Annotated in this window: 18 protein-coding genes and 1 tRNA gene; 5 read left to right on the forward strand and 14 right to left on the reverse strand. The window is 70.2% G+C overall.

Going from position 1 to position 24,028, the window contains the following annotated elements:
* The first annotated feature begins 304 nt into the window (after positions 1–304).
* Positions 305–877 (forward strand): Uma2 family endonuclease, encoded by a 573-nt coding sequence (locus ENSA5_RS01265; protein WP_181197153.1) that lies wholly within the window; start codon positions 305–307, stop codon positions 875–877.
* 332 nt (positions 878–1,209) lie between these two features.
* Here ENSA5_RS01265 and ENSA5_RS01270 read toward each other — a convergent pair whose 3' ends face one another.
* The 7 genes from ENSA5_RS01270 to ENSA5_RS01305 all read right to left on the reverse strand — a co-directional run bounded on the left by ENSA5_RS01270 (position 1,210) and on the right by ENSA5_RS01305 (position 11,825).
* The gene (locus ENSA5_RS01270; RefSeq protein WP_181197155.1) at positions 1,210–2,868 is read right to left on the reverse strand and encodes an IgGFc-binding protein; all 1,659 of its coding nucleotides are present in this window, start codon (positions 2,866–2,868) and stop codon (positions 1,210–1,212) included.
* Positions 2,869–3,177: 309 nt separating this feature from the next.
* Positions 3,178–3,669 (reverse strand): hypothetical protein, encoded by a 492-nt coding sequence (locus tag ENSA5_RS01280; RefSeq protein WP_106389725.1) that lies wholly within the window; start codon positions 3,667–3,669, stop codon positions 3,178–3,180.
* A 292-nt stretch (positions 3,670–3,961) separates the two neighbouring features.
* Positions 3,962–6,829: a serine/threonine-protein kinase gene (locus ENSA5_RS01285; RefSeq protein WP_181197157.1), complete on the reverse strand. Its 2,868-nt coding sequence runs from the start codon at positions 6,827–6,829 to the stop codon at positions 3,962–3,964.
* Positions 6,830–6,986: 157 nt separating this feature from the next.
* On the reverse strand, positions 6,987–7,628 hold the full coding sequence (locus tag ENSA5_RS01290) for an RNA polymerase sigma factor (RefSeq protein WP_106389727.1): 642 nt from the start codon (positions 7,626–7,628) through the stop codon (positions 6,987–6,989).
* A gap of 135 nt (positions 7,629–7,763) precedes the next feature.
* On the reverse strand, positions 7,764–8,807 hold the full coding sequence (locus ENSA5_RS01295; protein WP_106389728.1) for an HTTM domain-containing protein: 1,044 nt from the start codon (positions 8,805–8,807) through the stop codon (positions 7,764–7,766).
* Positions 8,800–9,537: a hypothetical protein gene (locus tag ENSA5_RS01300; RefSeq protein WP_106389729.1), complete on the reverse strand. Its 738-nt coding sequence runs from the start codon at positions 9,535–9,537 to the stop codon at positions 8,800–8,802. The genes ENSA5_RS01295 and ENSA5_RS01300 overlap by 8 nt, the downstream gene beginning before the upstream one ends.
* Entirely contained in the window at positions 9,534–11,825 is a 2,292-nt protein-coding gene (locus tag ENSA5_RS01305) for an MYXO-CTERM sorting domain-containing protein (RefSeq protein ID WP_146155201.1), read from the reverse strand. Before ENSA5_RS01305 ends, ENSA5_RS01300 begins: the two co-directional genes overlap by 4 nt.
* Before the next feature lie 198 nt (positions 11,826–12,023).
* Between ENSA5_RS01305 and dacB the strand changes: the two genes are divergently transcribed.
* Positions 12,024–13,607 carry a D-alanyl-D-alanine carboxypeptidase/D-alanyl-D-alanine endopeptidase gene (gene dacB, locus ENSA5_RS01310; RefSeq protein ID WP_106389731.1) on the forward strand — a complete coding sequence of 528 codons (1,584 nt, stop codon included), beginning with the start codon at positions 12,024–12,026 and terminating at the stop codon, positions 13,605–13,607.
* 139 nt (positions 13,608–13,746) lie between these two features.
* Positions 13,747–13,974: a hypothetical protein gene (locus tag ENSA5_RS01315; RefSeq protein ID WP_106389732.1), complete on the forward strand. Its 228-nt coding sequence runs from the start codon at positions 13,747–13,749 to the stop codon at positions 13,972–13,974.
* A 39-nt stretch (positions 13,975–14,013) separates the two neighbouring features.
* Here the strand turns inward: ENSA5_RS01315 and ENSA5_RS01320 are convergent, their stop codons facing one another.
* Genes ENSA5_RS01320 through ENSA5_RS01330 form a run of 3 tightly spaced genes read right to left on the reverse strand, consistent with a single transcriptional unit; the run spans position 14,014 to position 19,812 of the window.
* Complete coding sequence (locus tag ENSA5_RS01320) at positions 14,014–16,356, reverse strand: hypothetical protein (protein ID WP_106389733.1); 2,343 nt, start codon at positions 16,354–16,356, stop codon at positions 14,014–14,016.
* Between the two features lie 40 nt (positions 16,357–16,396).
* Positions 16,397–16,975, reverse strand: coding sequence for a protein-disulfide reductase DsbD family protein (locus ENSA5_RS01325; RefSeq protein WP_106389734.1), 579 nt, complete (start codon positions 16,973–16,975; stop codon positions 16,397–16,399).
* 35 nt (positions 16,976–17,010) lie between these two features.
* Positions 17,011–19,812, reverse strand: a complete 2,802-nt coding sequence (locus ENSA5_RS01330; RefSeq protein WP_106389735.1) for a carboxypeptidase regulatory-like domain-containing protein — start codon at positions 19,810–19,812, stop codon at positions 17,011–17,013.
* A 301-nt stretch (positions 19,813–20,113) separates the two neighbouring features.
* On the opposite strand from ENSA5_RS01330, the gene ENSA5_RS01335 reads away from it, so the two are divergent.
* Positions 20,114–21,277, forward strand: coding sequence for a serine/threonine-protein kinase (locus ENSA5_RS01335; protein ID WP_106389736.1), 1,164 nt, complete (start codon positions 20,114–20,116; stop codon positions 21,275–21,277).
* A 54-nt stretch (positions 21,278–21,331) separates the two neighbouring features.
* On the opposite strand, the gene ENSA5_RS01340 is transcribed toward ENSA5_RS01335, so the two are convergent.
* Together ENSA5_RS01340 and ENSA5_RS01345 are read right to left on the reverse strand one after the other, a co-directional pair.
* Positions 21,332–21,757, reverse strand: coding sequence for an STAS/SEC14 domain-containing protein (locus ENSA5_RS01340; protein ID WP_106389737.1), 426 nt, complete (start codon positions 21,755–21,757; stop codon positions 21,332–21,334).
* Positions 21,758–21,848: 91 nt separating this feature from the next.
* A complete protein-coding gene (locus ENSA5_RS01345; protein WP_106389738.1) occupies positions 21,849–22,250 on the reverse strand; it encodes a Rid family detoxifying hydrolase in 402 nt (133 codons plus the stop codon).
* A gap of 73 nt (positions 22,251–22,323) precedes the next feature.
* Here ENSA5_RS01345 and ENSA5_RS01350 point away from each other — a divergent pair.
* Positions 22,324–22,396 (forward strand) — tRNA-Val (locus ENSA5_RS01350).
* A 22-nt stretch (positions 22,397–22,418) separates the two neighbouring features.
* Here the strand turns inward: ENSA5_RS01350 and ENSA5_RS01355 are convergent.
* Both ENSA5_RS01355 and ENSA5_RS01360 read right to left on the reverse strand, forming a co-directional pair.
* Positions 22,419–23,159 (reverse strand): hypothetical protein, encoded by a 741-nt coding sequence (locus ENSA5_RS01355; RefSeq protein ID WP_106389739.1) that lies wholly within the window; start codon positions 23,157–23,159, stop codon positions 22,419–22,421.
* A complete protein-coding gene (locus tag ENSA5_RS01360; RefSeq protein ID WP_106389740.1) occupies positions 23,156–24,025 on the reverse strand; it encodes a hypothetical protein in 870 nt (289 codons plus the stop codon). Before ENSA5_RS01360 ends, ENSA5_RS01355 begins: the two co-directional genes overlap by 4 nt.
* Between the last annotated feature and the right edge of the window lie 3 nt (positions 24,026–24,028).

Genomic DNA, 24,028 nt, shown 5'->3' on the forward strand with positions numbered 1-24,028 from the left:
GTCGGGGGGTGGCGGGGCTCCGAGTTCGGGCGAGCCGACGTGGTGTGTGCTTTGCGGGGGCTCGGGGTTTGAATCGGGGTACGAATTCGCGGCCTCGGGCCACCCGGACACCGCGAGCCCCCCCGCCACCGCCCGCTCATCCCCCCGGACTACGAGCTGCGGGCATACGGCGAGCGCCGAGCGACGAGGGCGGAAGACGGCGGGAGGCGGTCGCAGCGCAAGAGGCGGCGAAGCTGACGCGGGAGCGTGGTCGATCCCGCCGTCCCGGGTCGACGCTTGTCCCGAGGCGCGCGATAGTGAGGGTGTGCGAGACCCGGCTCCCCAGACAACGATCGCGGAATATCTCGAGCTCGACGCAGAAGCGGACGGCAAGCTCGAGCTACTGAACGGGGTGGTCGTCGCCATGGCGGGGGCTTCGCCCCGCCACAATCAGATCGTCTCGAACGTCGCCTTCGCCCTGAACGCGGTCTTGCGTAAAGGGCCCTGTCGGGTCTTCTCTCAGGACCAGCGGGTGCAGGTCGAGGCGACCGAGAGCTACCTGTACCCCGATATCGTGGTGGTTTGTGAAGAGCCGAGCTTCGACACCAGCGCGCGACCGGCCTCCCTCCGAAACCCGAGCGCGATCGTCGAGGTGCTCTCGCGCTCGACTCTGGACCTCGATCTCGGCGCAAAGCTGGGACACTACCGCCGCATCCCATCGGTACGCGAGGTGCTGTTGATTCACGCCGAGGAGCGGAGGGTCACGACCGTCACCCGCCAAGACGACGGGAGTTGGAAGCTGGTCGATACCGGTCCGGAGGGTGAGGTCGAGCTGTCGGGCGTGTGTCTCTCGCTCGACACGATCTACGAGCGCAGCGAATCGCTCCCGGGCTCGTGAAGGACCTTAGACCCCCCACAGCCGTCAGCGACTCGTTCCTCGCTCGGTGGGCTGGGGTGTGCTTCGCGGCGGGTAGCTCGGCGTCGTTGATGAGGCTGTGTCGTGACCGTTGAGGCCCCGCGCAGGGCTGGAGGAGGTCCGAGTTCGGGGCGTCGCCTCCCATCGGAGATGCAAAAGGCTCTTGGTGCCGCGCCGCCATGTCGGTCGCCTCGGCGTCGAAGGTGCTTTTCGTACCGCGATACCCCGAACTCGGACTCCTCCAGCCTTGTTGCGCTCTGCTCGTTGCGGGGGGTGACCCCGCTTGACGCGCAAGAGCCCTGACCGCCAGCTCTTCACCCCTGCGGCACGATCGGCGGCTCCCACAGCGCGTCGAGGCTGAGCCCGCCCGGGTAGCCGTAGGAGGTCGCCCAGTCGACCCCGCCCACGAGCACCCCCACGGGCTTGTCGGCGGTCAAGAACTGGGCCCCGTCGACGCAGTCGCCCTCGCCGCCGTTCCCCGCAATGTCCAGGTCGACCTGCCCGACCTCGTAGATTGTCCCCGGGATCGACGTGAAGTGGTCGTCGCTCACGACCCCGAGGCACTCGAGCGTGACCTCGGTCCCCTGCTCGCGAATGATCGTCACAAAGTCACGCGGGTAGGAGGTATCGGTCAAAAAGGGCAGCTGGGTCAGCCACTGCTCGGCGGGCACCGACTGCATCATGTAGGGATCACCCGTCGGGCCCTGATCGCACGAATTCGAAACGTCGGTCTCTTTGACCACGTTGTAACAACCCGACATGTACTGCACGAGCAAGAAGGGCTTGTCGCCCGTGGCCTCGAAGCTGACCGGGGTCCCGAACTCGACCCAATCGCCGACCTGCTCGAGCTGGATCTCGTTGCCCGCGACCGCCGGGTTCAAGGTGATCGTCGTGTCGTCGACGGCCGCGATCACCCGCCAGTACACATCTTCGGGCTCGGAGAGGAGATTGGGCACGCGGTGGGGGTGGCGGGCGCCGACGTAGTGGGTGCCCCAGGCCGACAGCGGCAGCATCTGCTCTTCGAGGTGGTCGCAGGCGTACCACGGGAGATCGGGGATCATCGTGCACTCGATGCCCGAGAACACCGCGACGGGCTTGTCGGCGCCGACGAAGTAGCCGGTCCCGTCGGCCCCGGACTGGAAGTGCCAGGCGTCGAAGGCGTCGAGCATGTAGTCGCCGCTGTCGGTGAACACGGTCGTCGCGTCCTCGATCGCAACCACGACCACGAAGCCCTGCTGCGAGCCCGAGAAGCTGCTCCAGGTCGACGCGATGTAAGACTGATCGAGGGCGTTGACCGGCAAGAGCATGCTGGCCTCGGACACGTGCGAGGGCCCGCCGCCGACCGGGAACAGCTGCATCGCGGTGATCGGCACGTCCGAGCTCACGCGAAAGGCCGCGAAGGGGTTGAGGCCCGGATCCGAGACCATGTGGCTGCCGTCGAGGATCCCGCCGAGGCCGTTGATCGGCGTCAGCACGCTGTCGGTCGGCTCGAGCTCGAAGGTCGTGATCTCGCGCAGGGTGTCGCCGGGTCCGCGCATGTCCTCGATCGTGACCGTGGCCGTCTCCGTGCTCGGGTTGCCGACCGCGATCCCGTAGGGGAGGTTGCTGCCGTAGCTCGGGACCTGCACGCCAAAGTACTCGCAGCCGACGCTGGTCGCGGGGAAGTCGTCGATGTTGTCGCAGCTCGGTGGCACGGCCATGCCACCGTCGTCGCCGCCGTCGGGCAGCTCGGCCATGTCGAACTTCACGCCGCTGTCGCTCGTGTCGCCGTCGCCCGGGTCGCCGTCACCGTCGCCCTCGCCCCCGTCGCCGTCACCGTCACCGTCACCGTCACCGGTCTCGGGTCCGCCGGTCTCGGGCGCGGTCGTGATGCCGGTCTGCGAGCTCGCGTCGCCCTCACTGCTCGGGTCGCCGCCGCAGGCGGTCAGCATGGGGAACGCGCTCAGGATCGAGAACAAAGCCAGGCGTTGCATCGCCGGCGACATTCCCAACCTCGCCCGGCCGCGGTCAAGTTCAATCCCCGCCTGCGAGAGGCCCGCTGGTGCGGGCCTGCTGCGCAGCCCTGCTGCGCAGCCCTGTAGCCCCTCTCCATGCCCGGGGCCAGGCGGTTGCGGTGTGTCGTCAGGTAGGGTGTATTGATCCACAGCAGCACGCCGGGCACCGGGCGCGCTCGGGCGCTGATCAAGCACGATCGAAGCCGCGGCGCCCCAGGCCGTGAACCGCCGCCAGCGCAGGCCGAGCAGCAGCGCGACGACGGCCAGCGGCGGTAGGTGCTCGGCGCGCTATTGCGACGGGCAGTCGGGGATCGGATTGATGATGACGTCGGGCAAGAGCGGGCCCATGGTCATCGCAGACGCGCTCGCCGACAGCTCGGTGAACGAGAGCAGGTACTCGTCGGGGCCCGTCTCGATCACATGGCGCAGCGCGCCGCCTCTCGTGTAGCGGACCTCGGTCGGCGCCCCCTGCGGTGAAACCTCGACCTCCCACTCGCCGACCGTCAGCTCGAGATCGATGACCACGCGGTCCAGCGAGCCGAAGTAGAGGTCGAGCTCGTTGTCGACGAGCAGCTCGCGGCCAGTCGGCGTGACGCGGTAGACGAGGCCGGCCGCAACATCGAGCTCGAGGGCGACGATGGCTTGACCGCAGGGATCGCCGTCCCCGGCGGGGATCGGCGCGGGCGCAGGGGTCGACGCGGCGCCGACCGAAGGCAGCCCGAGGCCAACGAGGAGCGCGAACAGAGTGAGGTGTCGAGAGACAATCTTTGTGTTTTTCATACTACTCTCCTGTCTCGCCGGAGATCCGGCGATTCCATCGATCTATCGATCTATCGGTCGCTAGCTAACGGTCTATCGGTCGCTAGCTAACGGTCTATCGGTCGTTCTATCGAGCTCGATTATTCCGTGTGTCTATTCCGTGAGTCGCGTGTCCCATGGACACGAGCACCAAGTGTTCGAGCACAGGGCTCGAGCCCCTTTGAGGGGACCACACATACAGTCGCGTACAAGCGACCCCTATCCAGTTCAACCCGACGCGTCCGCGTTGGGGCCCTACAAAGTAATCCGTCGCTCAGTCGAGGCCAAGGGCGCTGCGCTCGGCGGCGCTGACCTCGAGCTGATCGAGCCAGGCGCTGATCTGCTCATCCGTCGGCGCCGCGTCAGCGCGGGCGCTTCTCAAGCGCTCGAGCACCGCGTGCCCGAGACGCCCGCGTCGTTGATCGACGAGCGCGCGCAGGAGGGCGAAGCTGAATTCATAGGGGCCGAGCTTGCCCGGCTCCGGGCTGTCGAGCGCGTCGAGCTCGGCGCTCGCGGCCTCGAGATCCCCGCGGCGCAGGGCGACCTCGCAGCGGTCGACGCGGATCGGGATCAACCGGGTCGAGCGGTCAGGGACGTACTCGACCAGGGCGTCGAGCTCGGTCGCGGCCTCGTCGACGCGGCCGAGGGCGAGCAGGTTCGAGGCCGCGTCACCGCGCAGCTGGATGACGCGCTCGTCGGTCTCGCCGTGGATCGGCAGCCACAGCGCGAGCGCGACCCGGATCTGCTCGAGCGCGAGCTCGTGATCGCCACGGATCCCGTAGATCTTGGCCAGCAGCTGGGGGCTCTCGCCGTGGGCATGGTGGCCCGGGGGCAAGCTGTCGGCGTGAACCGAGGCCAGCGCGTGGGCGTGGGCCTCGGCGGCCTCGAGCTCCCCGCGCTCGAGCGCGAGGACGCCGAGGCGATACTCGGCCGTCGCGAGGTCGCCGCTTGGCCGGGTCCGGGTCTGGGTCCAGATCCGCGCCGCACGCTCGACCAGCTCCGAGCTCTCGGCGCTGTCTCTCGGGAGCGCGAAGCCCAGCTCGAACAGCAGCTTGGCGGTCCGTGGGTGGTTTGGACCGAAGGCCTGCTCGGCGTCGACGAGCGCGGCCCGGAGCAGCGCGATGGCCTCGTCGGTGTCTCGCAGGGCCACGATCCGGGCGAGGTTGGACCGATAGACCGGTCGATCGATCGCCGCGGACTGGTCGCCCTCGAGCTCGACCAGCGCGCGTCGGTAGCCGTCTTCGGCCGCGTCGGGCTCGCCGCGTAGCTCGGCGAGGCGCCCCCGAGCGAAGATCAGGCGCGCCCGCGCCCGCGGCGAGGACGCGACGCGACCGTCGGCGACCTCGGCTCGCCGCAACCAGACCGCGCCCATGTCGGCGTCGTCGAGACCGACGAGGGTCCGCAGGGTCAGGAGCGTCCACAGCTCGGCTGCCAGGTAGTCGTGATGGGCGAGCTCGGCCTCGTCGATCGCGTCTTCGGCCAGCTCGACCCCGCGCTCGAGCGCGCCCGCGGCGATCTCAGCCTTGGCCAGCTCGCCCAGGGCCTCGGCCTTGGCCGGACCGTAGCCGAGCTCCTGCGCCCGCCGCTGGGTCGTCGTGGCCAAGCTCAGGCCCTCCTCGATCCGATCGAGCAGGCGCAGGCCCTGCGCCTGGTCGATGTCCCGACGCAGGGCCGCGACCTCGTCCGCGACCGCGGACGGCGCGGGCGTGAGGCCGAGCGACGCGGGCGCGCCCTCGCAGGCCGCAGGCTCGGCCAGATCGGCGACGGCCTCGACGGCGTTAGCGAGCCCGTCGACGGTCAAGGTCGGGTCGAGCAGCAGCTCGACGAGCGCCTGAACCTGCTGGCGCTGGCGGGTCAGGCAGGCGCCCTCGAGGCGCGCGAGCTCGGGTTCGATCCGCTGCTCGGCGCTGGCCCGACAGACTCGCTCGCGCTCGTCGACCCAGCGCGTGGACCAACGATCGAGGCCCTCGAAGATCCGCGCGCGGCTGCCCTCGACGTGCTCGGCGTCGAGATCGGCGAGCTCACGCTCGACCGCGGCCCGGCGCTCGTCGCTCCAGGTCCCGTCGAGCTCGCGCTCGACCGCGGCGCAGGGGTCGAGCTCGGCCTCGGGCGTGAGGGCCAGCGCGCCCACGCCCACGGCCACCGCCACGCCGCCCGAGCCGACCCACGCCCACCGCCGACGCCGACGCCCGACCTCGTCGAGGGCCCCGAGCAGCGCGTGCATGTCGGGCCAGCGGGCCGCGGGGTCCTTGCTCAAGCCCCGCCGGATGACCCGCCACAGCCACGCTGGCGGCCGCGCGCCCGTGCGCGGCGGCGGCGTCGGGACCCCGCGCTCGAGCGCGCGCAGGCGCTCGACCGCGCTCGCCAGCGAGAAGGGCGCGACGCCCCACAGGGCCTCGTAGAGCCCGACACAAAACGAGAACTGATCGCTGCGCGCGTCGACCTCGCGGCCCAACAGCTGCTCGCGGGACATGTAGCGGATCGTGCCGAGGACCGCACCGGTCACGCTCATGCGCACGTTGAACCCAGCTTGGCCGAGCTCGGCGCTCGCGGGCTCGAGCCGCGGGTCGTCACCCGTGAACACCAGGCCGAAGTCCGCGACCCGGACCCCACCGTCGGCGCTCACGAGCACGTTGTCGGGCTTGAAGTCACGGTGGACCAGGCCGGCCTCGTGAACCGCGGCCAGCCCCCGCCCCGCGGCCACGAAGCGGTCGAGAACGGCCGACCACGAGCGCGGCTCCGCATCCAGCCAGCTCGCGAGGGTCTGGCCGTCGACGAACTCCATGGCCACGAAGGTGCACTGCTCGTGCTCACCGATCTCGTAGACCTGCACGACGTTGGGGTGGGACAGCCGCGCGAGGGCCCGCGCCTCTCGCCGGAGCCGCGCTTGACCGACTTCGCTGGTCAGCGCCCCGAGCACCCGCTTGATCGCGACCTTGCGATCGAGGGCCTCGTCGTAGCCGAGGTAGACCTCGCCCATGCCGCCGACGCCGAGTCGACCGTCGATCCGATAGCGACCGATCTGGGGCAGCGCGCCGGAGCCGAACAGCCGCTGACGCACGGTGCTGACCACCCGCCGATGCTCGAAGCTGCCGACCGGCCCCAGGCCTGCCCCTCTGGCTGCGCTCGCTCCGTCGGTCATGGCCCGATGTTCGCGTCCTCTACTCATGTCGAGCAACTGTCCCATGTTCGCGGCCCTGGTTGTGGTCCCTCGCAACAATTTCGTAGTGAAGCCAGCACGCGAAGGGATCGAAGCGACTCGAAAAAAGTTCTGGTTTTGTCTCCCGCATCGCGCTGGCCTACCCCGTGTCGGTCGCGCGATCGGATTGAAACTGGTCGCGCAGCTCGGTCGCCCACCCGTCGAGGTCGCTGACGGTGTTGTCGAGGAGCTCGGTCGAGGCCGCGATCTCCTCCATCGCGTCCCGCAGCAGCTTGCGCGCCTGGACCAGCTGGCCGCGGATCGTCGAGCTCGGCCGATCCATGACCGCGCCAATGTCCCGGCCCGAGAGCCCCTCCCAGTAGTGGAGCTCGAGCAAGATCTGAAAATTGACTGGAAGCCGGCGCAGGCCCTCGAGCAGCAGCCGCTCCTCCTCCCGACGGCCGACCGCGGTCGTCGGCCCCGGCGCGAGATCGGCCATCGCCTCGACCTCGGGATCGACCTCGCGCCCCCGCGCGAGCTCGCGCAGGTGCTCGCGCATCACGTTGCGTGCAATCCCGAGCACGAAGGCCCGAAAGGCGACTCCCTCGCGAACCCGATCGCGCCCTTTGATCAGGCGCTCGAAGGTGGTCTGGGTCAGGTCCTCAGCCCCGACTCGAACCTTGTTCTCGAAGAAACGAGCGACCGCGTCGGCGTGGCGATCAAACAACCGCTCGCCAGCTTGGCCGTCTCCCTTGCGCCAGGCCTCGAGCAGAGCCGCGTCCAGTTCCCAGTCTCCGGGCACGTGCGGCAACGATAGCAAGCCCCACGCTCGCTCGCTCAACCCTGCACCACCGCGCGGGATCGCCCCGACGACGCCGGCTCCGCTGACACTCCCCGTCAGTAATTCCCTCGGGCCGGTAGCCGCGGCGCCGCCTCGTCAACGAGCTCGAGCTGCCCGCCGCGAGCCCCGGAACGAACGGAGCCTGGCGACCGCGCGCCGCGGCCACGCGACCAGCTGTCGCAGGTCCTCGCTGGACAGGAAGCTCAGGTACGAGCCGACGATCAGCGGCGAGAAGAACACGACGTAGACCCCGAGCTGAATCCCGACGTGCATCGCAACGCCGAAGCCGAGGAACAGCCAGCGCAGGTCGGGGATCGGCCAGCCCGGCCGGCCCGCGCGGCGGCGCTCGCCAAGCGCAGGGAAGCGCCGCCCGGCGGCCTCGCGCACCCAGTTGTAGGCCGTGAAGCCACCGAACGAGACCTCCCAGATCAGGACCGCGAAGGTCAGCGGCTCGAGCAGCCAGGGCTGGAGCGCGGCGAACAGGGGCCCGGCGTCGAAGTGGCGGTTGTAGGGGTTGTTGAGGGTGTAGAAGATCGCCGTGCCCTCTTCGACCCAGGTCTCGCCGGTCTTCTCGAGCCCGGTGACGGTGTAGACGATCGCCAGCTGCAGCTGGATGATCCGCCGACACCAGACCGGGACCGTGCCGCCCCAGCCGAACCACCGCGCGTCGAGCGAGAACCCGCGGCCAGCCGGCATCAGGGCCAGGAGGCAGCCGAACATCAGGGCGAGCTGGTCGGGGTAGGCGTAGAGCAGCGGGTTGCGCCCGTACATGCTGATCCACACGATCAGCCCGACGATCGAGCTGACCCGGGTGAACAGGCCCACGGTCCACATGCCCAGCGCGAGCACCCCGACGGCCCAGATCGCGCGCACCGTCGTCGGGTCGCGGATCTCGAAGAACAGCGACCAGCGCGAGGGGAAGGCCAGCTGCGCGAAGCGATCGTTGATCATCGACTCGTCGGAGAAGTACTCGCCGACGGCCCCGACGTGCAGCAGCGCAGACACGAACAGGATCCCGGCGAGCACCGCCCGGAGGACGCCGAGCGCGAGCGGGTCTTCTTGGCCCGACAACAGCGCGTCGCAGACCCGGGCCAGGGGGTTTTGTCGCGCCTCGCCTCCCCTCTTGCTCGACTCAGCCACCCGACGCGCCCCCCTCCCCTGCCTCGCGCAGCGCCCGATCGGTGGCGATCATGTCGCGGATGATCTTGACCCGGCAGCTGCCGTCTTGGGCTCGCTTGAGCCGCGGCGGACCGATGACCTCCTTGCCCTCGCGGACCCGCTCGGGCGATCGAATCCGCCGGTAGACCCGCTTCATCTCGAGCCGCTTGACGTCGTAGCCGCGTCGAGCCTCGCGCACGCAGACCCCGCGCAGGTACCAGGTTCGGTTGCGGTTGGTCTTGTCGATCTTGCGCGTGACCGCGTGCTGCCAGATGTCGAGCCGCGAGCGTCGCCAGGCCCACGCCGTGCCCCAGCCGTGCTCGCTCATGTAGCTCTCTTCGAGCTCGCGGACGCTGCCGTCGGCGTCGTGGGCCGTGAGCGTCATGTAGAAGTGGCCGCGGCCCGGGTTGGGCGCGTACATGCTCCACGCCTGGCTCAAGGAGATCTGGCGCATGGCCTTGATCAGCTCGTCGTGGCGGGCCTGGCGGGGCGGGGCGAGCTCGTCGCGGGGCCACGCGGCGAGCAGCAGCGCGTAGCCGAGCGCGAGCGGGAAGACCACGTTGACGACCCGACGCAGGCCCACGAGCCAGCCTGGCAGCGGCGCCCGACGCCAGCGAGGGCGCCCCCTGCGAGGCCCGGAGGGCTCGGGGAGCTCGGAGGGCTCGGAGGGCTCGAGGAGCTCGGAGGGCGCGGGTGTCTGGGCTTCGCTCACCTGGGTCGTGACCTGCGTCGAGACCGGACGGGGCCGAGCGCGAGCAACATCAGCAAGCCCGCGGCCAGCCCACCACTACCGCCCGTCGGCTCGGTGGTGCAAGCGCAGGAGCTGCCGTCGTCGTCGAGCTCGGGCTCGGGCTCCGAGCTCGGCGAGCCCTGGTCGAGCTCCTCGGTCGGCACGCTGGCGAATTGCAGCTCGCGGATGACGGCCTCGTCGCGGTCGAGGTTGACGAAGGACACGTGGACGACCTCGCCGGGCTCGAGCCCGCGGATCAGGACCTGGCGACGGGCCTCGCTCAGCGTCGTCGGCGTGTAGATCTCGTCCCAGTCGCCGGACACCTCCCAGGTCTCGTCGATGTCGCCCTTTTCTTCGTCGGCGTGGCCGAGGGCTCCGAGCTCGTAGCTGAACGCGATCGAGGCGTCCTCGGACACGCTGCTGCGCTTGGCGAGGACCTCGACGTCGACGTCGTGGCTGACCGGCTGGCCCGCCGAGTTGCCCGCGGCCGAGACCTCGAAGGTGATCAGGAGGTTGTCGGAGCCGGCCGGGATCCGCTGGCGGTACTGGACCGGGCCCGGCCAAAAGGGCGACACGTAATTGCCGGTGGGGCGCAGGTACAAGCGGCGCGGATCGTCGAGGCTCGTGGGGTCGTCGACGACCCGCTCGCAGTCGATCAGGTTGCGGCCCGCGAGCGCGCGCTCGAGCTGCTCGTAGTCGCCCTCGGTCCAGACCCCGGCGTCGCGCTCGGCCGCGGCGACGGCGAGCAGGCCGGCGGCGGCCTCCTCGATCGAGGCGTCGCTCGCCAGCAGCGGCAGCATCCCGAGCACGACGGGATCGAGCTTGGAGCCGATCCGACGGCGGGCGGCCCACAGCGCCGCGCTGACCGGCTCGCTGTCGTAGTGCTCCTCGCCGGTCATGTCGCGCGGGCACTGGAGCTCGTTCTCGGCGTTGCGGATCCAGCCCCGGCCGAGCTCGGCCCAGTAGAAGCCGACGTACTCGGCCAGCTCCGGGCGCTCGGTGATCATCAAGCTGTGGTAGTCGGCGATCGCCTCGTTGATCGAACGGGCGTCGCGCAAGACCCCGTCCTCGCGGGCGCGGTAGCGGCGGAGGCCCTCGGGCGTGAGCTCCGCGACGATCCCGTGGCCGAGCTCGTGGTAGACGACGTCGCCATCAAACGCGAAGTCGACCGACGAGCCCTGACCAAAGAGCATCGTCGGGCCGTCCTCGATGTCGCAGGCGCCGCTGTAGTAGGCGTTATTGTACGGCCCGAAGTCGAGCTCCGGGTAGGCGGGCGCCGGGTCGAGCCAGTGAAAATTGGCGACCATGTTCGACAGCTCGCAGGGGAAGGTCTCGACCCCGAGCGTGGCCATGAAGGAGAAGAACTTCTCCGCGTGCCAGTACATCGACAGCTCGGCGTAGAGGTCCCTCGGGTCGCGGTTGTCGGCGATCAGCGAGACGTCGGGCAGCGGGACGAAGAAGTCGCCCTCGGCGTCGGCCACGACCTGCTGGGTCGGGTAGCACTCCGGGGTCTCGGCCTCGTCGTCCCGCCACGGGGCATAGGGGCCGTCGGGCGCGTCGATGCAGTTGAACACGCGCACGCGGCTGCCGGTCAGGTAGACGCCGTCGAGGGCCGTGTCTTCGGCCCACGGCTGCTGATCGAGGTCGATGTTGTCGAGGGTGACCGTCGACGGCACCGGCGTGTGCTGGGGGTTGATCTCGTAGACCTCGGCTTGGTTGTCGAGATCGACCAGCTCGACGGTGTCGAGCACTCGCCCGGTCCCGGCGCTGACCCAGACCCGCTCGCGGCTCGGCGTGGGCGACATGCTCAGGGGCAAGGTGAATTCCCAGGTCAGGATCGGGCGATCGAAGACCAGCAGGTAGACGAGCTCGCCGTCGAGCTGGGTTGCGCGTCGGAGCTGGTCGGGGCGCAGGCGCGGGGCCAGGGCCGCGCGGGCGTCGTCGAGCTCGACGCGGCGCTGGTCCGGCCGGAGCTGGGCGTCGGCGGCCGGGTAGCGCGAGGCCACGACCCGGGCCGAGCCGTCGCTGGCGGTCCAGGTGGTCTCGAACGCGCCCCGCAGCGGGATCCCGTGGAGCTCGAGGCTGCGGCGCTCGGCGCTGACCTGGCGCCGCGTGGACCCGGCTGGCACCGCGACCTGGCGCCCGAGCTCGAGCTCGCCCGCGGCGATCCCCCGCTCGGCCGCGAGCTGATCCAGGCGAGGCTCCCCCGCGTGGGCTGGGCTGGCCCAGACCCCAAGCCCGAGCAGGCCCAGCAGACCCAGCGCGCGCACCGACCATTTGCCACTGCCACCACGCTCGAGCTCCTTCATCACAGCCGCAGACTACCAGCCCGCGGTGCAACCCGCCCCGAGCCAGGTCGAGGCTGCGGCGTTGCGAACCCGGGGCCACCGTCGGCGCGACAACCGCAACTTGAAGGCGAGCTCCGCAAAAACTTGGGTCCCGAGGGCCTGTGCGACTAGGGTGGCAGTGTGGTCCATCGACTGATCCGCGCTCGTCGTGCGCCCGTCATCGCGGGCTCCGGTCTGGCCGTCCTCGCGCTCGCGCTCGGTTGGCCCGACGCCGATCCCAACGCGGTGTCCACGCCTGTCCTCACGCCCGCGCAGGCCGAGGCGAGCCCGCCGAAGACGGCGCCGCGCGAAGCCCCCTCGAGCGACTCGCGCGAGGCCGACGACGCCAGCCTCGACGCGCGCATCGACGCGCTGATCGCCGAGGCCAGCTTCGTGACCGACGCGCGCCTCGGGATCTCGGTCGTCGACCTCCGCACGGGCGAATCGCTCTACGCGCGCGAGGCCGACACGCCGCTCAACCCGGCCAGCAACGCCAAGCTGGTCACGACCGCCGCGGCCCTGGCCAGCCTCGGCCCCGAGCACCGGTTCAGCACCCGGGTCTGGCTCGAGGATGGGTCCAACAAAGACGGCGTGGTCTCCGGCAAGCTCTACCTCCAAGGCGGCGGCGATCCCTCCCTGGTCAGCGGCGAGATCTACGAGCTCGCCGGCCAGATCCAGGCCGCGGGCATCACCAAGATCCGCGGCCCGATCGTGGTCGACGCCAGCCGCTTCGATCACGACGGGCTCCCGCCCGGCTTCGACCAAAAGACCGAGTTCGCCTCCTACCGTGCGCCCGGCGGCGCGATGTCGGTCAACTACAACACCTACGAGGTCTTCGCGAGCCCGGCCAAGGTCGTCGGCCAGCCCCCGGTCCTCCGAGTTCAGCCGCCCGTGGCCAGCATCGAGCTCGACAGCAGCGCCGCGACGACCGTGGCCGGGACCCGCAACAAGCTGTGGGTCTCGACCAAGGAGCGCAAGGGCAAGACCGTGGTCGAGTTCCACGGCGAGCTCGGCATCGACAACGGGCGCAGCTCCTACCGCTACCCCGTCAGCGATCCCTCGCGCTACGCGGGCGAGCTGCTGAAGCTGGCCCTGACCCAGCGCGGCGTCAAGGTGACCAAGTCCAAGATCGAGCCGGGCGAGGTCCCGTCCGACGCCGACCTCGTCGCTACATTTCGGAGCGAGACGCTCTCGGAGCTGTGCCGCTCGGTCAACAAGTGGTCGAACAACTTCATGGCCGAGCAGATCCTGCGCGCGCTCGCCCCCGGCGACGGGGCCACGGCCGAGGCCGCGCTCGAGCAGCTGCGCCAGTACACCCGCGACATCGGCATGGCCCAAGACGGCCTCGTGCTCGGCAACGGCTCGGGCCTCTACGCCAACAACATGATCTCCCCCGCCGGGCTCACCTACCTGCTCGGCCACGTCTACGGCGACTTTCGCTATCGCAGCGACTACATGGCCTCGCTCGCGATCATGGGCAGCGACGGGACCACGCGCTCGCGCCTCCACGACAGCGAGGCCCGGACCTGGGTTCGGGTCAAGACCGGCACCCTCGACGACGTCTCGGCGCTGTCGGGCTACGCGGGCGCGGTCGGCCGTGATCCGATCGCCTTTTCGATCTTGTTCAACGGCCTCGAGCGCAAGCACCGAGCCAAGGCCCGCGCGCTCCAAGACGCGATCGCCGAGCTGCTCGCCGCCGAAGCCGCGCGCACCTCGGCCGACTGATCTTCAGATCAAGTGGCCCTGTGCGACGCCGATGTCCGCCCCCCCTGACATCGGGATCTCCTGCGGCGCTCGTAAAGGCGGCGTCGGGCCGAGGTAAACCAGGTGAAAGCTGGTCTACCCCTTGCAAGTTGCGGAGCCCATGAGCGCCCATGTCCGTGCCGTCGCCGCTGTCCGAGAGCTCCGCGCCGCCCTGCGCCCCGCCGCTCGGCTGCTCCGCTCCGTGTCCCACCAGCTCGCCGACCGCCGCCGCGAACAAGCCGCCAGCGCCCCCACCTCCAGCGCGGGAGCCCGCGGCCCCAAGCGCCTCATCCTCGAGTCCGCCCTCGCGGCCGCCAACAGCCTCCAAGCCCCGATCGTCTCGAGCTGACGCGGGGCTCGTTCACGCCCGGGACCACACCCACAGCGCTCAATAGCGCCGCTTGGACAGCTCGACGAGGGTCTCTTTGAGCGACTCCCGCGTGTGCCGCTCGCGTCGCTCGTCGCCGTCGTGCTCCCCGAGCAGGACCTCGAGCGCGTGCTTGCCCTTTTGCTTGTCGGCGGGGCTGAGATCCAGCTCCGCGGGCTTGTCCTCGGTCAGCAGCTCGAGCATCGACTCGATGCCCTTGCGGACCGTGTCTTTTTGCTGGCGGTAGTACTCCTCGCGCATCCGCGAGAAGTAGTCGGCGAAGATCGCCGCGTAGTCCGGCTCTTCGTTGGGGTGCGAGAGCGCCCAGGCCCCGATCCGCGCGAGGATGTCCTGGCGAAAGCCGTCCTTGGCGTTGGGATCCATCGCCTTCTCGAGCTCGCGCATGAATTTTTCGTCGGGGTCGCCGAGCTGGCCCGTGACCTCGTCGAAGATCCGCTCGCCCTTGACGTGGTGGCTGGCGTGGACGACGTACTTGCGGAACAGCTCGAGGTAGCGATCTTCGTCGACGAGCCCGAGCGCCTCGCGGACCTCGCGGTCGGAGAGGTTGAGCCAGTGCTCGTAGGCGACCTCGGTGATCGAGCCCTCGCCCTCGAGCCGGTGAAAGCCAGACTCGGTCGGGCTCAGGTGCATCCAGCCGTGGTGGACGGCGTCGCCGAGCAGCGCGCGCAGCTCGTTGAACAGGCGCGGGACGGTGATGGTGCGCCCGTCGGCGAATTGCTCGCGCGCGAGGCTCGAGCCGAGGCCCGAGGCGGCCGCGAGCAGGACGTTTTTGAGGTCGCGGACGCTGGCTCCGAAGCTGCCCTCGTAGTCGCCGAGGATGTGGTCCGTGCCCTGGCTCGACGCGACCGCGTGCTCGAAGCGCTCGGCGTACATGCTGGGGACCGCGGCGAGGAGCTCGCGGGCCTCCTCGCTCGACAGGCCCGAGGGCACCCGCCCGTAGGCGTAGAGGTCGGCCTTCTCGAGCGGACCGAGGCGCTCGAGCGCGGCCTTGATCTTGGCCGGGTACTTGGCCGGATCGGGCGGACGCAGCCGCGTCATCACGCCCCACAGCGCGAGGATCCGAGGCACGTGGGGGGCGATGTGAACCCCGCGCAGGAGGTCGCCGACCTGCTCCTGGTAGATCTTGCGCTCGACCCGGTAGTCGAGCAGGTAGGGGACCGAGATCAGATCGAGGCGCGCGCGGAAGCTCTGGTACTCGGCCGCGCGCCGGGCCCGAAACTCGAGCAGGTTGATGTCGTTGGCCGAGCCCGTGAACACCACGTCGAGCCCGAGCAGCAGGTGATCGAGGACCACCCGCGCGCTCTCGGTCGCGGTCAGCAGGTACTTGTAGTGCTCGTAGGGGCGCTTGAGCAGATCGGAGAAATTAATGATCCCGCGCTGGGCGTCGACGAGGTCGCCCTGGGTCCCGTAGAGCACCTGCCCGGCGACCGAGGGCGGCAGGTGGGCGAAGGCTCGATCGCCGGTCGCCGGAAACGAGCGCGCGTCTGCGGCCTGCTTGGGCTCGACGTCGACGAGGCCCGTGCGGTAGGCCCGGCTGAGGTAGAGGCGCTCGACCTGGACGTGCTGGTAGACCTTGCGCAGGTCGCCCTGGTGCGCGGCGAGCAGCGCGTCGAAGATCTTGCGGTTGCGGGCCGAGAGCTCGCCGTTGCGGATCGTATACGGGACCACGAAGTCGTCGTCGTCGCCGAACAGCTCGCGGAGCAGCTCCTGGCGCGGGGCCACGGGCAGCAGATAGATCGGGTGGTCTTTGTTCTCGTCGGTCACGCGCGAGGCGATGACCTCGCCCTCGAGCCGCGCGAAGCTCTCTTCGCCGAGGGCCTCGCGCAGCGGCTTCGCGCCAAAGCCGATGCCGCTGCCTCCTTGCGCGCGGGTCGGGAACACCCACGCGAAGCGGTACAAGACCCCGGCCTCGGTGTGCGAGTAGGCCTCGAGCCCGGCCTGAAGGCACTCGAGCAGCGTGCTCTTGGCGCTGCCGTTGGGCCCGTGGAGCAAGATCAGCGAGTCGACCCGACCGAGGCGACAAAAGCCGTCGAGGACCTCGTAGAGCTCGTTTTGGGGCCGCTCCTGGCCGACGAGGCGGGGGCCATCGTCGAACTCGCGATCGAAGAGGTTGAAGCGATTGACGGTGCCCTGAGGCGTCCGGACCTCGGACCTGCCAAAGAAGTCGAGGGCGTCGCGGACGTAGTGCGGGCTGTTGCGGGCGTGGGTCCGCGGATCTTCGAGCAGGAGCTCGAACCACTCGTCGAAGCTCAGGATCCGCCGGGTCGCGGCGAACTCCTCGGCGACGCGATCCGCGAGCTGAGCGAGGCGCTCGGGCGCTTGAAGTCGACTCGAATCGGGCATGGTCGCTCGCTCCTCGCTCGCTCGCTCGCGGCCCGCGGCCTCACTTGACCGCGACTTCGAACTCGAGCTTCTCGGTCTTGGGCACGCAGGCGGTGTCCTGGCACACGGCGAACTTGAACTCGCCCGTGAAGGTCTTGCTGCCGGCCTCGGACGGCGTGAACGCGACGGCGAACTCGCAGCTCTCCTCGGTCAGGCTGACCGCGTCGCCCTTGCCGAGCTTGGCCTTGGCGACCTCGACCCCAGCCGGCGGCGTGACCGAGAGCTTGGTCGGATACTCGAGGTTGATGTGCCAGTCGGCGCTGGGGACCACCCGAATGTTGACCTTGCCCTCCTCGCCGACCACGCCCTCGCTCGGGTCGATCTGGAGCGCGTACTGCTCGTTCTTGGCCCCGCCGTCCCCCGCTTGGGTCCCGACCTTCTGCTCGCCCTCGACCGGCTCGCCCTCGATCGGGGCGGCCTTGTCGACCTCTTTGGCGGGCTCGGCCTGCTGCTTGGCGTCGCCATCCTTGCCCTTGGCGGCCTCGTCACCGGAATTGTTCGCGCAGGCGGGCATCACGAGGCCGGCGATGGCGAAGAGCGAGAAGGACGAGCAAACGCGGAGGAGCTTGGACTGGCGCATGGTTTTGCCTCGGTGGTGCGGGAAAGAAGTAGACCTCACAGCTGCTCGAACCGCAACCGGACCGCCGTTGTTACCTCGCCCCGGATGACGTCCGATCGCAGCTCCACAGGCGCGAGGACCGCGGACAGCGCAGGCGGCGGCTCGGCCCGGATCAGGACGTCGCCAGCCGGGACACCGTCGACGCGCCACCGCCCCCGCCCGTCACTGAGGGTCGCGCCGAGGAGCTCACCGCCGAGCGAGCGAAGCTCGACGCGGGCGTTGGCGATCGCCTCGCCGATGTCGTCGTCGACGGTCCCGCTGATCGACCCGCCCTCGGCCAGCTCGATCGTCACGCTGATCCGCCCGGTCCCGTCGTCGCGCAGCGCGAGGGTCTGGCCGACCCAGCCCGGAGCGCGGACCTCGAGCTCGATCGGATCGCCGACGAGGCGGGTCAGGGTCGCCCTGCCCTGCTTGTCGGTCGTCGCGCTGACGTCCCCCGCGAGCAGCTCGACGCCGTCGAGCGGGTCGCCGCGGACGGCCGAGCGGACCAGGACCGCGGCGCTCCACCCGGTCTCGAGCACGCGCTCGTGATCGATGCCGGCCGACTCGTCGACGAGGGCGTCGTCGTTGGCCGAGACGTAGTCGAGGTGATGGAACTCGAGCTCGACCGGGCCGGGCGCGAGGGCCTCGAACTCGTAGAGCCCGCGCGCGTCGGTCCAGGTGATCAGCGAGGGTGAGAGCCCGTCGCGCGGATGGAGCTCGACCTCGACGTCGACGATCGGCTGGCCGTTGCCGTCGACGACCCGGCCTTCGAAGCGCCCGCGCGCAGGCTCGAGCGCGACCTCGACGTCGACGCCCGCGTCGCCGAGCTCGACCTCGACGACCTTGGGGATCATCCCGACCCCGCGCAGGATCAGCTCCTGGCGACCCCGGCGAAAGCCCGCGTCGAACACCCCGCGATCGTCGGTCGTCAGGACCAGCCCGTCGCCGAGGTCGACCTGGATGCCCGAGAGCGGCTGGCCGTTGGCGCTGCGCACGACCCCGGTCAGCGGCACGCCCTCGCGCAGCTGCAGCCGCAGCCCACCCCGGACCTCGCCCGAGCGCAGCTCGAAGCTCGACACCGCCGACGCCGCGTGCTCGCCGTGCATCGCCCAGATCCGGTACGCGCCCGGGAGCAGCAGATCGATCTCGAAGCGGCCGTCCTCGTCGGTCACGATCGAGCCGAGCGCGCCCTCGTCCTCGTCGGCGCCAAACAGCGGGATGTCCGGGACCTCGCCCGTGGTCACCCCGAGGCTGCCCTCGTCGGCTCCGATCGCGACCGCGAACATCCGCCGACGGGTGTCGCTCTCGCCGACCGCGAACGCGACCTCGCCGTCGAGCAGCACGTCGGCGCCCGCGACCGGGCGATCGTCCTCGTCGACGACCACGCCCTCGATCTTGGCCGGGCGGATCAAGACCAGGACCTGCTCCTCGGCGGCGAAGCCCTCGGGCCCGACCTCGACCTCGACGGACTCCGGGGGCAAGAAGCCGTCGGCGTCGGCGCGCACGAAGTAGGGCCCGGGCACGACCGGGCCCACGCGCACGCGCCCCTCGCTGTCGGTCTCGGCGCTCTTTTGCAGCATCCCGAGCTGGCCGTAGCCGAGGGTCACGCGCGCGCTGAGGACCGGCTCGCCGTCGGGGTCGACCACGCGCACGGGCACGCGAAAGGCCGGGACCAGGGCCAGGTTGATGCGCAGGTCGGGCGTGATGTTCTCGAGCGGGACCGAGGCGAACTCCTGGGCCTGCTCGCCCGGGGCTCCGGGGACCGTGACCTCGACCCCGTAGATGCCGTCGGGCAGCTGCTCGAACACGAAGCTCCCGTCCGCGGCCAGGGGCCGCTCGATCGCCGGCCAGACCGACGAGCCCTCGAGCCGGACCACGGCCCGCTCGATCAAGCTCGCGTCGGCCACGACCGCGCCCTCGAGATCGATCAGCTCGTCGAGGACCATCAAGACCGCGTCTTCGGGCGCCACGGCCTCGACGACCGAGAGCGCGTAGCCCGACTTGATCGCGCGCAAGCTGACCGGGCCATAAGGCAAGGTCGTGAACTCGAAGCGGCCCTCGGCGTCGCTGACCGTCCGCCAGGGCACGGGCTGCTCGTGGGGCGCCCCGTCGGCCTGTCCGCCCTCGACCGTCGGCCGCGGGAGCACCTGCACGCGGACCTCGGCGAGGGGCTCACCGCGCGCGTCGACCGTCTGACCGCTGACCGTGTGACCCGGCCCGAGCGCGACCGTGGCCAGCGCGAGCGGACCGGCCTTCGGCACGTCGGCGTCGACGAGCCCCCTGAGCTGGCCCGGGATCAGCATCTCGACCTGAACCCGCCCGCGCACGCCCGGCTCGAGCGTCAGCGCGTAGCGACCGTCGGCCTCACAATTGACCTCACGACCAACGAGCTGTCCTTCTTGCCACGCCCGCACCCGACAGCCCTGCTCGCCGGGCGGCTCGAGGGTCCAGGCCGGGAGATCTTCGAGGAGCGCGGCGAGCTCGGGATCGGCCAGGGCTTCGGCGCTGGGCTTGGCCTGGACCGACGCGGGGCCCTCGACCTCGTCGCCGAGCGGCAGCTCTCGCAGCACGATCCCGGTGATCAGGGTTGGGCGCTCGTCTTCTTCTTTACGCGTCCGCTCGTGCTCATCGTCGGCGCCCCCCGCGGAGACCTCGGCCGTCGCCTCGGCCTCGCGGTCGCAGCGAGATGTCCACGTGGCCGCGAAGACCATCAGGACCATGGCGAGCAGCGCGGCGCCGACGCCCGAGCGCGGGGTGGGATCGTCCCCGGGTTCGGCCCGGTCGAGTTCGCCTGGCGGCTCCCGCTCGTCTGCCATCGCCGCACCCTACCAATCGCCGGGTCACCACACACCCCCACAACTCATCGTGGATCGCCTCGCGCTGTCCCAATGGACACTCCTCATTCTCGAATCATCACAGCATGAGATCGACGAATGGCCAAAGGAACAGTGCGTGGCAAATCGCCCCACCCTGTGTCAAAACATCCCAGGGAGCGATTGGAGTCCGTTCAGCGGCGTACGCACCGCCCGTCCTCTACCTCGACCGTGCGCAAAGGCAACGAGGCGATCAATCTGTATTTGCACATTTTGACTCAACCCATGTTATTGAAGGTGGGCCGTGGGTGCGTTGCTTCGAGCTGTCGAGGACGAGGACGAAAGCTTCGACTCCGGGTCGTTCGAGGCCGACGACACGCCCCTGATCGCGGGGCGCTACGAGCTCCTCGACCGGCTCAGCCGCGGCGCGACCGGCTCCATCTACCGCGCGTACGACCACACCCTGGTCCGCGAGGTCGCCGTCAAGCTGCTCGAGCCGGGCGAGCTCGCCGTGGCCGAGCGCGAGGCCCGGATCCTCGCCAAGGTCGCGCACCGCAACGTCGTCACGGTTCATGACGTGGGCCGGGGTTTCGGCCCGGGCGCGGGCGGCAGCTACATCGTCCTCGAGCTCCTTCACGGCCGCGACATCAGCCACTGGCTACAGGGCGGGCCGGCATCCGCGGAGACCCTCGAGCGCCTACTCGACGCCGGACGTGGCCTGAGCGCGGCCCATCAGGCCGGCCTCGCCCACCGCGACTTCAAGCCGCGCAACGTGATGGTCACGACGGAAGGCCGCGTCGTCGTCATCAACTTCGGCCTCGGCCACCGCGTGCGTGGGGGCCCGGACGCGCTCGGGAGCGAGCTCGGACCTCAGCGGTGGCGCGAGCTCGAGCCCGGCCGCTCGTCCGCAGGAACGCTGGAGTACATGGCCCCCGAGCGCATCGCCGGCCGCGACAACGACGAGCGCAGCGATCAATTCTCGTTTTGCGTCGTGCTGTGGGAGGCGCTCACGGGCGCCAACCCCTTCACGGGCGCAGCGCCCCTCCCCCGCTACCGCTCGATTCAGCATGGGCCCCGGGGCAGCCGCCCGAGCGCCCCGCAACAGCTCGTCTCGGCGCTCGCGCGCGGCCTGAGCTTCGAGCCCAGTCATCGCTTCGAGACCATGGCGGAGCTCATCCACGAGCTCGAGCGCCCCGCCCCCCTCCGTCGCCGTCGTCACGTCCGCCCGGTGCTCATGACCGCAGCCGTGGCCGCCACCTTCGCCTGCGGCTGGGGCTTCGTGCCCGAGAGCGCGACGCTCGGCGAAGCCACCTCGCCCCGCGACCCCGCGCCCCCCTCGGCCGACGACGGCGAGTCTGCGCGCGCCAAGTCGGGCCACGCGGCCAAGTTGATCTGCGCTGCGCGCTCGATCCACACCGCCAGCGCGGTCGGGACCGACTCGTGCGCCCCCCGAGGCCCCAACCGCTAGCAGGCTGCTCGAGAACCCAGCACCGCGGCAAGCGGGCGACCGCTCGGTGATCGTCTACCTGTCTTCATCGTCCTCGGCGCGGTGGCGGACGAGGTCGACCAGATCGAGCGCCTCTGCGACGCTGAGCCCGACCGGTGCGAGGTGGTCGACGGCTTCGGCGAGCTTGTGCCAGGGGAAGGCCTTGATGTCGATGCGGCCGAGCCACGCGGTCGCGGTCATCAGGCCGCGCACGATCGCCTCGTCGGTCACGACCGCGGTCGCGGTGGTCGGCGGGGTCCTCAGCGCCTCGTTGATCTGCCGACGCTGGTTGGCGTCGATCTCGACCGCGCCGATCGAGGCCACGAGCAGCTTGGTCACCTCGGGCGACGCGATCGTGTCGCAGCAGTCCTGCCAGACCTCGGTCGTGAGCGGCCCGGGCAGGAAGAAGCACACCATCAGGTCGCCGCGGACCGTCCAGTTCTTGGCGTGGAGTCGGATCATCGGGTCGGCGCACCGCGCATCTCACGCATAGACTAGCGGAATGCTGCGCCTTCGGCGAGGGCATCTGCCGCTCGCTCGCACCCTGCGCGCTCTAAGCGACGGCGACGACGTCGATCTCGACCAGAGCCCCCTTGGGCAGCGCCGCGGCCTCGATCGTCACGCGCGCGGGGTGCAACCCGGGCTCGAAGCGGCGGCCGTAGATCTCGTCGACCGTCGTGAAGTCGCTCATGTTGGCCAGGTAGATCGTGGCGCGCGCGACGTTGGCGAAGCCCATGCCCGCGGCCTCGAGCACCGCGCCGAGGTTGTCGAGGACCTGCTCGGTCTGCTGGGCGACGTCGCCGGGGATCCCGAGCTCGGGCTTGCCGGGGACGAGGCCGATCTGGCCCGAGGCGTAGAGGGTCCGAGCGCCGGACACGACGATGCCCTGGTTGTAGTTGCCGACCGCGGCCGGGGCTCGATCGCTGCTCACGACTTCGCGCTTGAACTCACTCACGCGCGGAGCATGGCTCGGCGCGCGCCGGCTTGCAAGGCACCACGAAGCTTGCTAGAAGCCCGTTCCCGTTCTCGGGCGCGTAACTCAGTTGGTAGAGTGCCACCTTCACACGGTGGAAGTCACAGGTTCAAGTCCTGTCGCGCCCATCGTTATCTACCCAGCCCCCATTCACGGCGGCTCGCAGTCGAGCCCGGCCCCGACGACCTCGCAGGTCAGCGACCCGTTGGCCCCGACGAGCTCGAGGCTCAGCTCGAGCGGCGCCCACTCGATCGTGAGCGTGTCGCCGGACTCGAGCGTGAACAGGATCTTCGTCCACGCCAGCCCAACGAGGAGCGGCTCGCTCAGCGACCGCTCGATCCCCGCGGCCTCGTTGCGGTAGTCGATGTTCAGATCCACCGCGAGCTCGAGGCGATCATCATCGAAGTGGGCGGGCGCGCTGCCGTCGAAGGTGAAGCCGGCGATCTGACAGCCGCTGAAGCTCAGCAGCAGATCCCCGCCAAAGCTCCGGCTTGCGATCAGCTCCTCGGTCAAGGTCGGCGAGTCGAGGCGGATCGCGCCGTACGCGAAGCCGACGTCCGCGGCGCGGAGATCCGGCCCCGGGCAGGCCACCAGCGCATAGACGCTCGTCCCGCTCAGGGCCCGGGGTGTGACGAAGCGAGCCGACGCGCCCTCCCCCTCGCCCGCGAACACGCCGTGGATGTAGTTGCCGATCGCGCGGTGAGCCTCACGGCGCCGAACGAAGCGGGCCGCGACCTCGTCGGTCGTCGCCTCGGAGACCTCGCCGCTCGGGTTGGCGAGCTGCTCGCGGAGCGCCTCGATGTCGACGGGCGCCCACTGGATCGGGGCCGGATCCGGGAGGCAGGCGAGGCCCGAGACGAGGGCGAAAAGGACGAGCGCCGCGCGTGTCATTTGAACCGCCAGTAGAGGTTGAGTGAGGGCGCGACCAGGAGCACGCCGAGGGGCCGAAACGCGCCGACGTTGACCGAGAGCCGCAGGTGGGTGTTGGCGCCAAAGCGCGTCTCGGCGCCGAGCTCGGCCCGGAAGGCGTCGGTGAAGCGCAGGTCGACCCACTCGACAGAGCGAACGCCCACGCGCAGGCCCGGCCCGAGCTCGGACTCGACGTCGTTGCGCGCGACGGCCTGCATGAACACTGGCAGCCGCGCGCCGAGGATGATCGCGACGCGCTCGGCGATGAACAGGTCGAGGTAGGGCGCGAAGCCAAACGAGCGCTGGGCGATGTTCGAATCGGCGAGGAGCTCGTCGCCCTCGTAGCGGCCCCAGAGCGCGGCGTGGCGGTAGCTCAGGCCCAAATGAAACACGACCCAGCGCGCGACCGGGTAGCTGGTCCACAGCTCGACCGGCACCGACATGAGGTTGAACGAGCCGAGGACCTCGCGCAGGTCTCGCGGTAGAAACCAAAACGTGCGCGGGTTGACGTAGGTCAACCCAACGCGACCACCGAGGCCGAACCACCGCGAGTCGACCAGCGTGAACTTGGACTGGAAGCTGAGCGCGCCGATCCCCGCGTGGGCGAGGTTGAGCGAGAGGTCGAGGCGGTCGGGGACCGCGGCCACGGTCACGCCCGTGTTGAGCACGAAATTGTAGGGCTCGGGCCCGAGCAGCTCGAGGTCGAGGCGGACGCGGGCGTGCTCGGCGTAGGCGCTGTGCGGGGTCATGCGCTCGTCGGCCGCCCGGAAGTCGCGGGCGTGCACGCAGGCCGTGAGCTGCGCGAGCACGCTGACCAGCAGCGCGGCGATCGCCAGCCGTGGGCCCACGCC

This window comes from Enhygromyxa salina (assembly GCF_002994615.1).
Taxonomy (GTDB): domain Bacteria; phylum Myxococcota_A; class Polyangia; order Nannocystales; family Nannocystaceae; genus Plesiocystis; species Plesiocystis salina_A.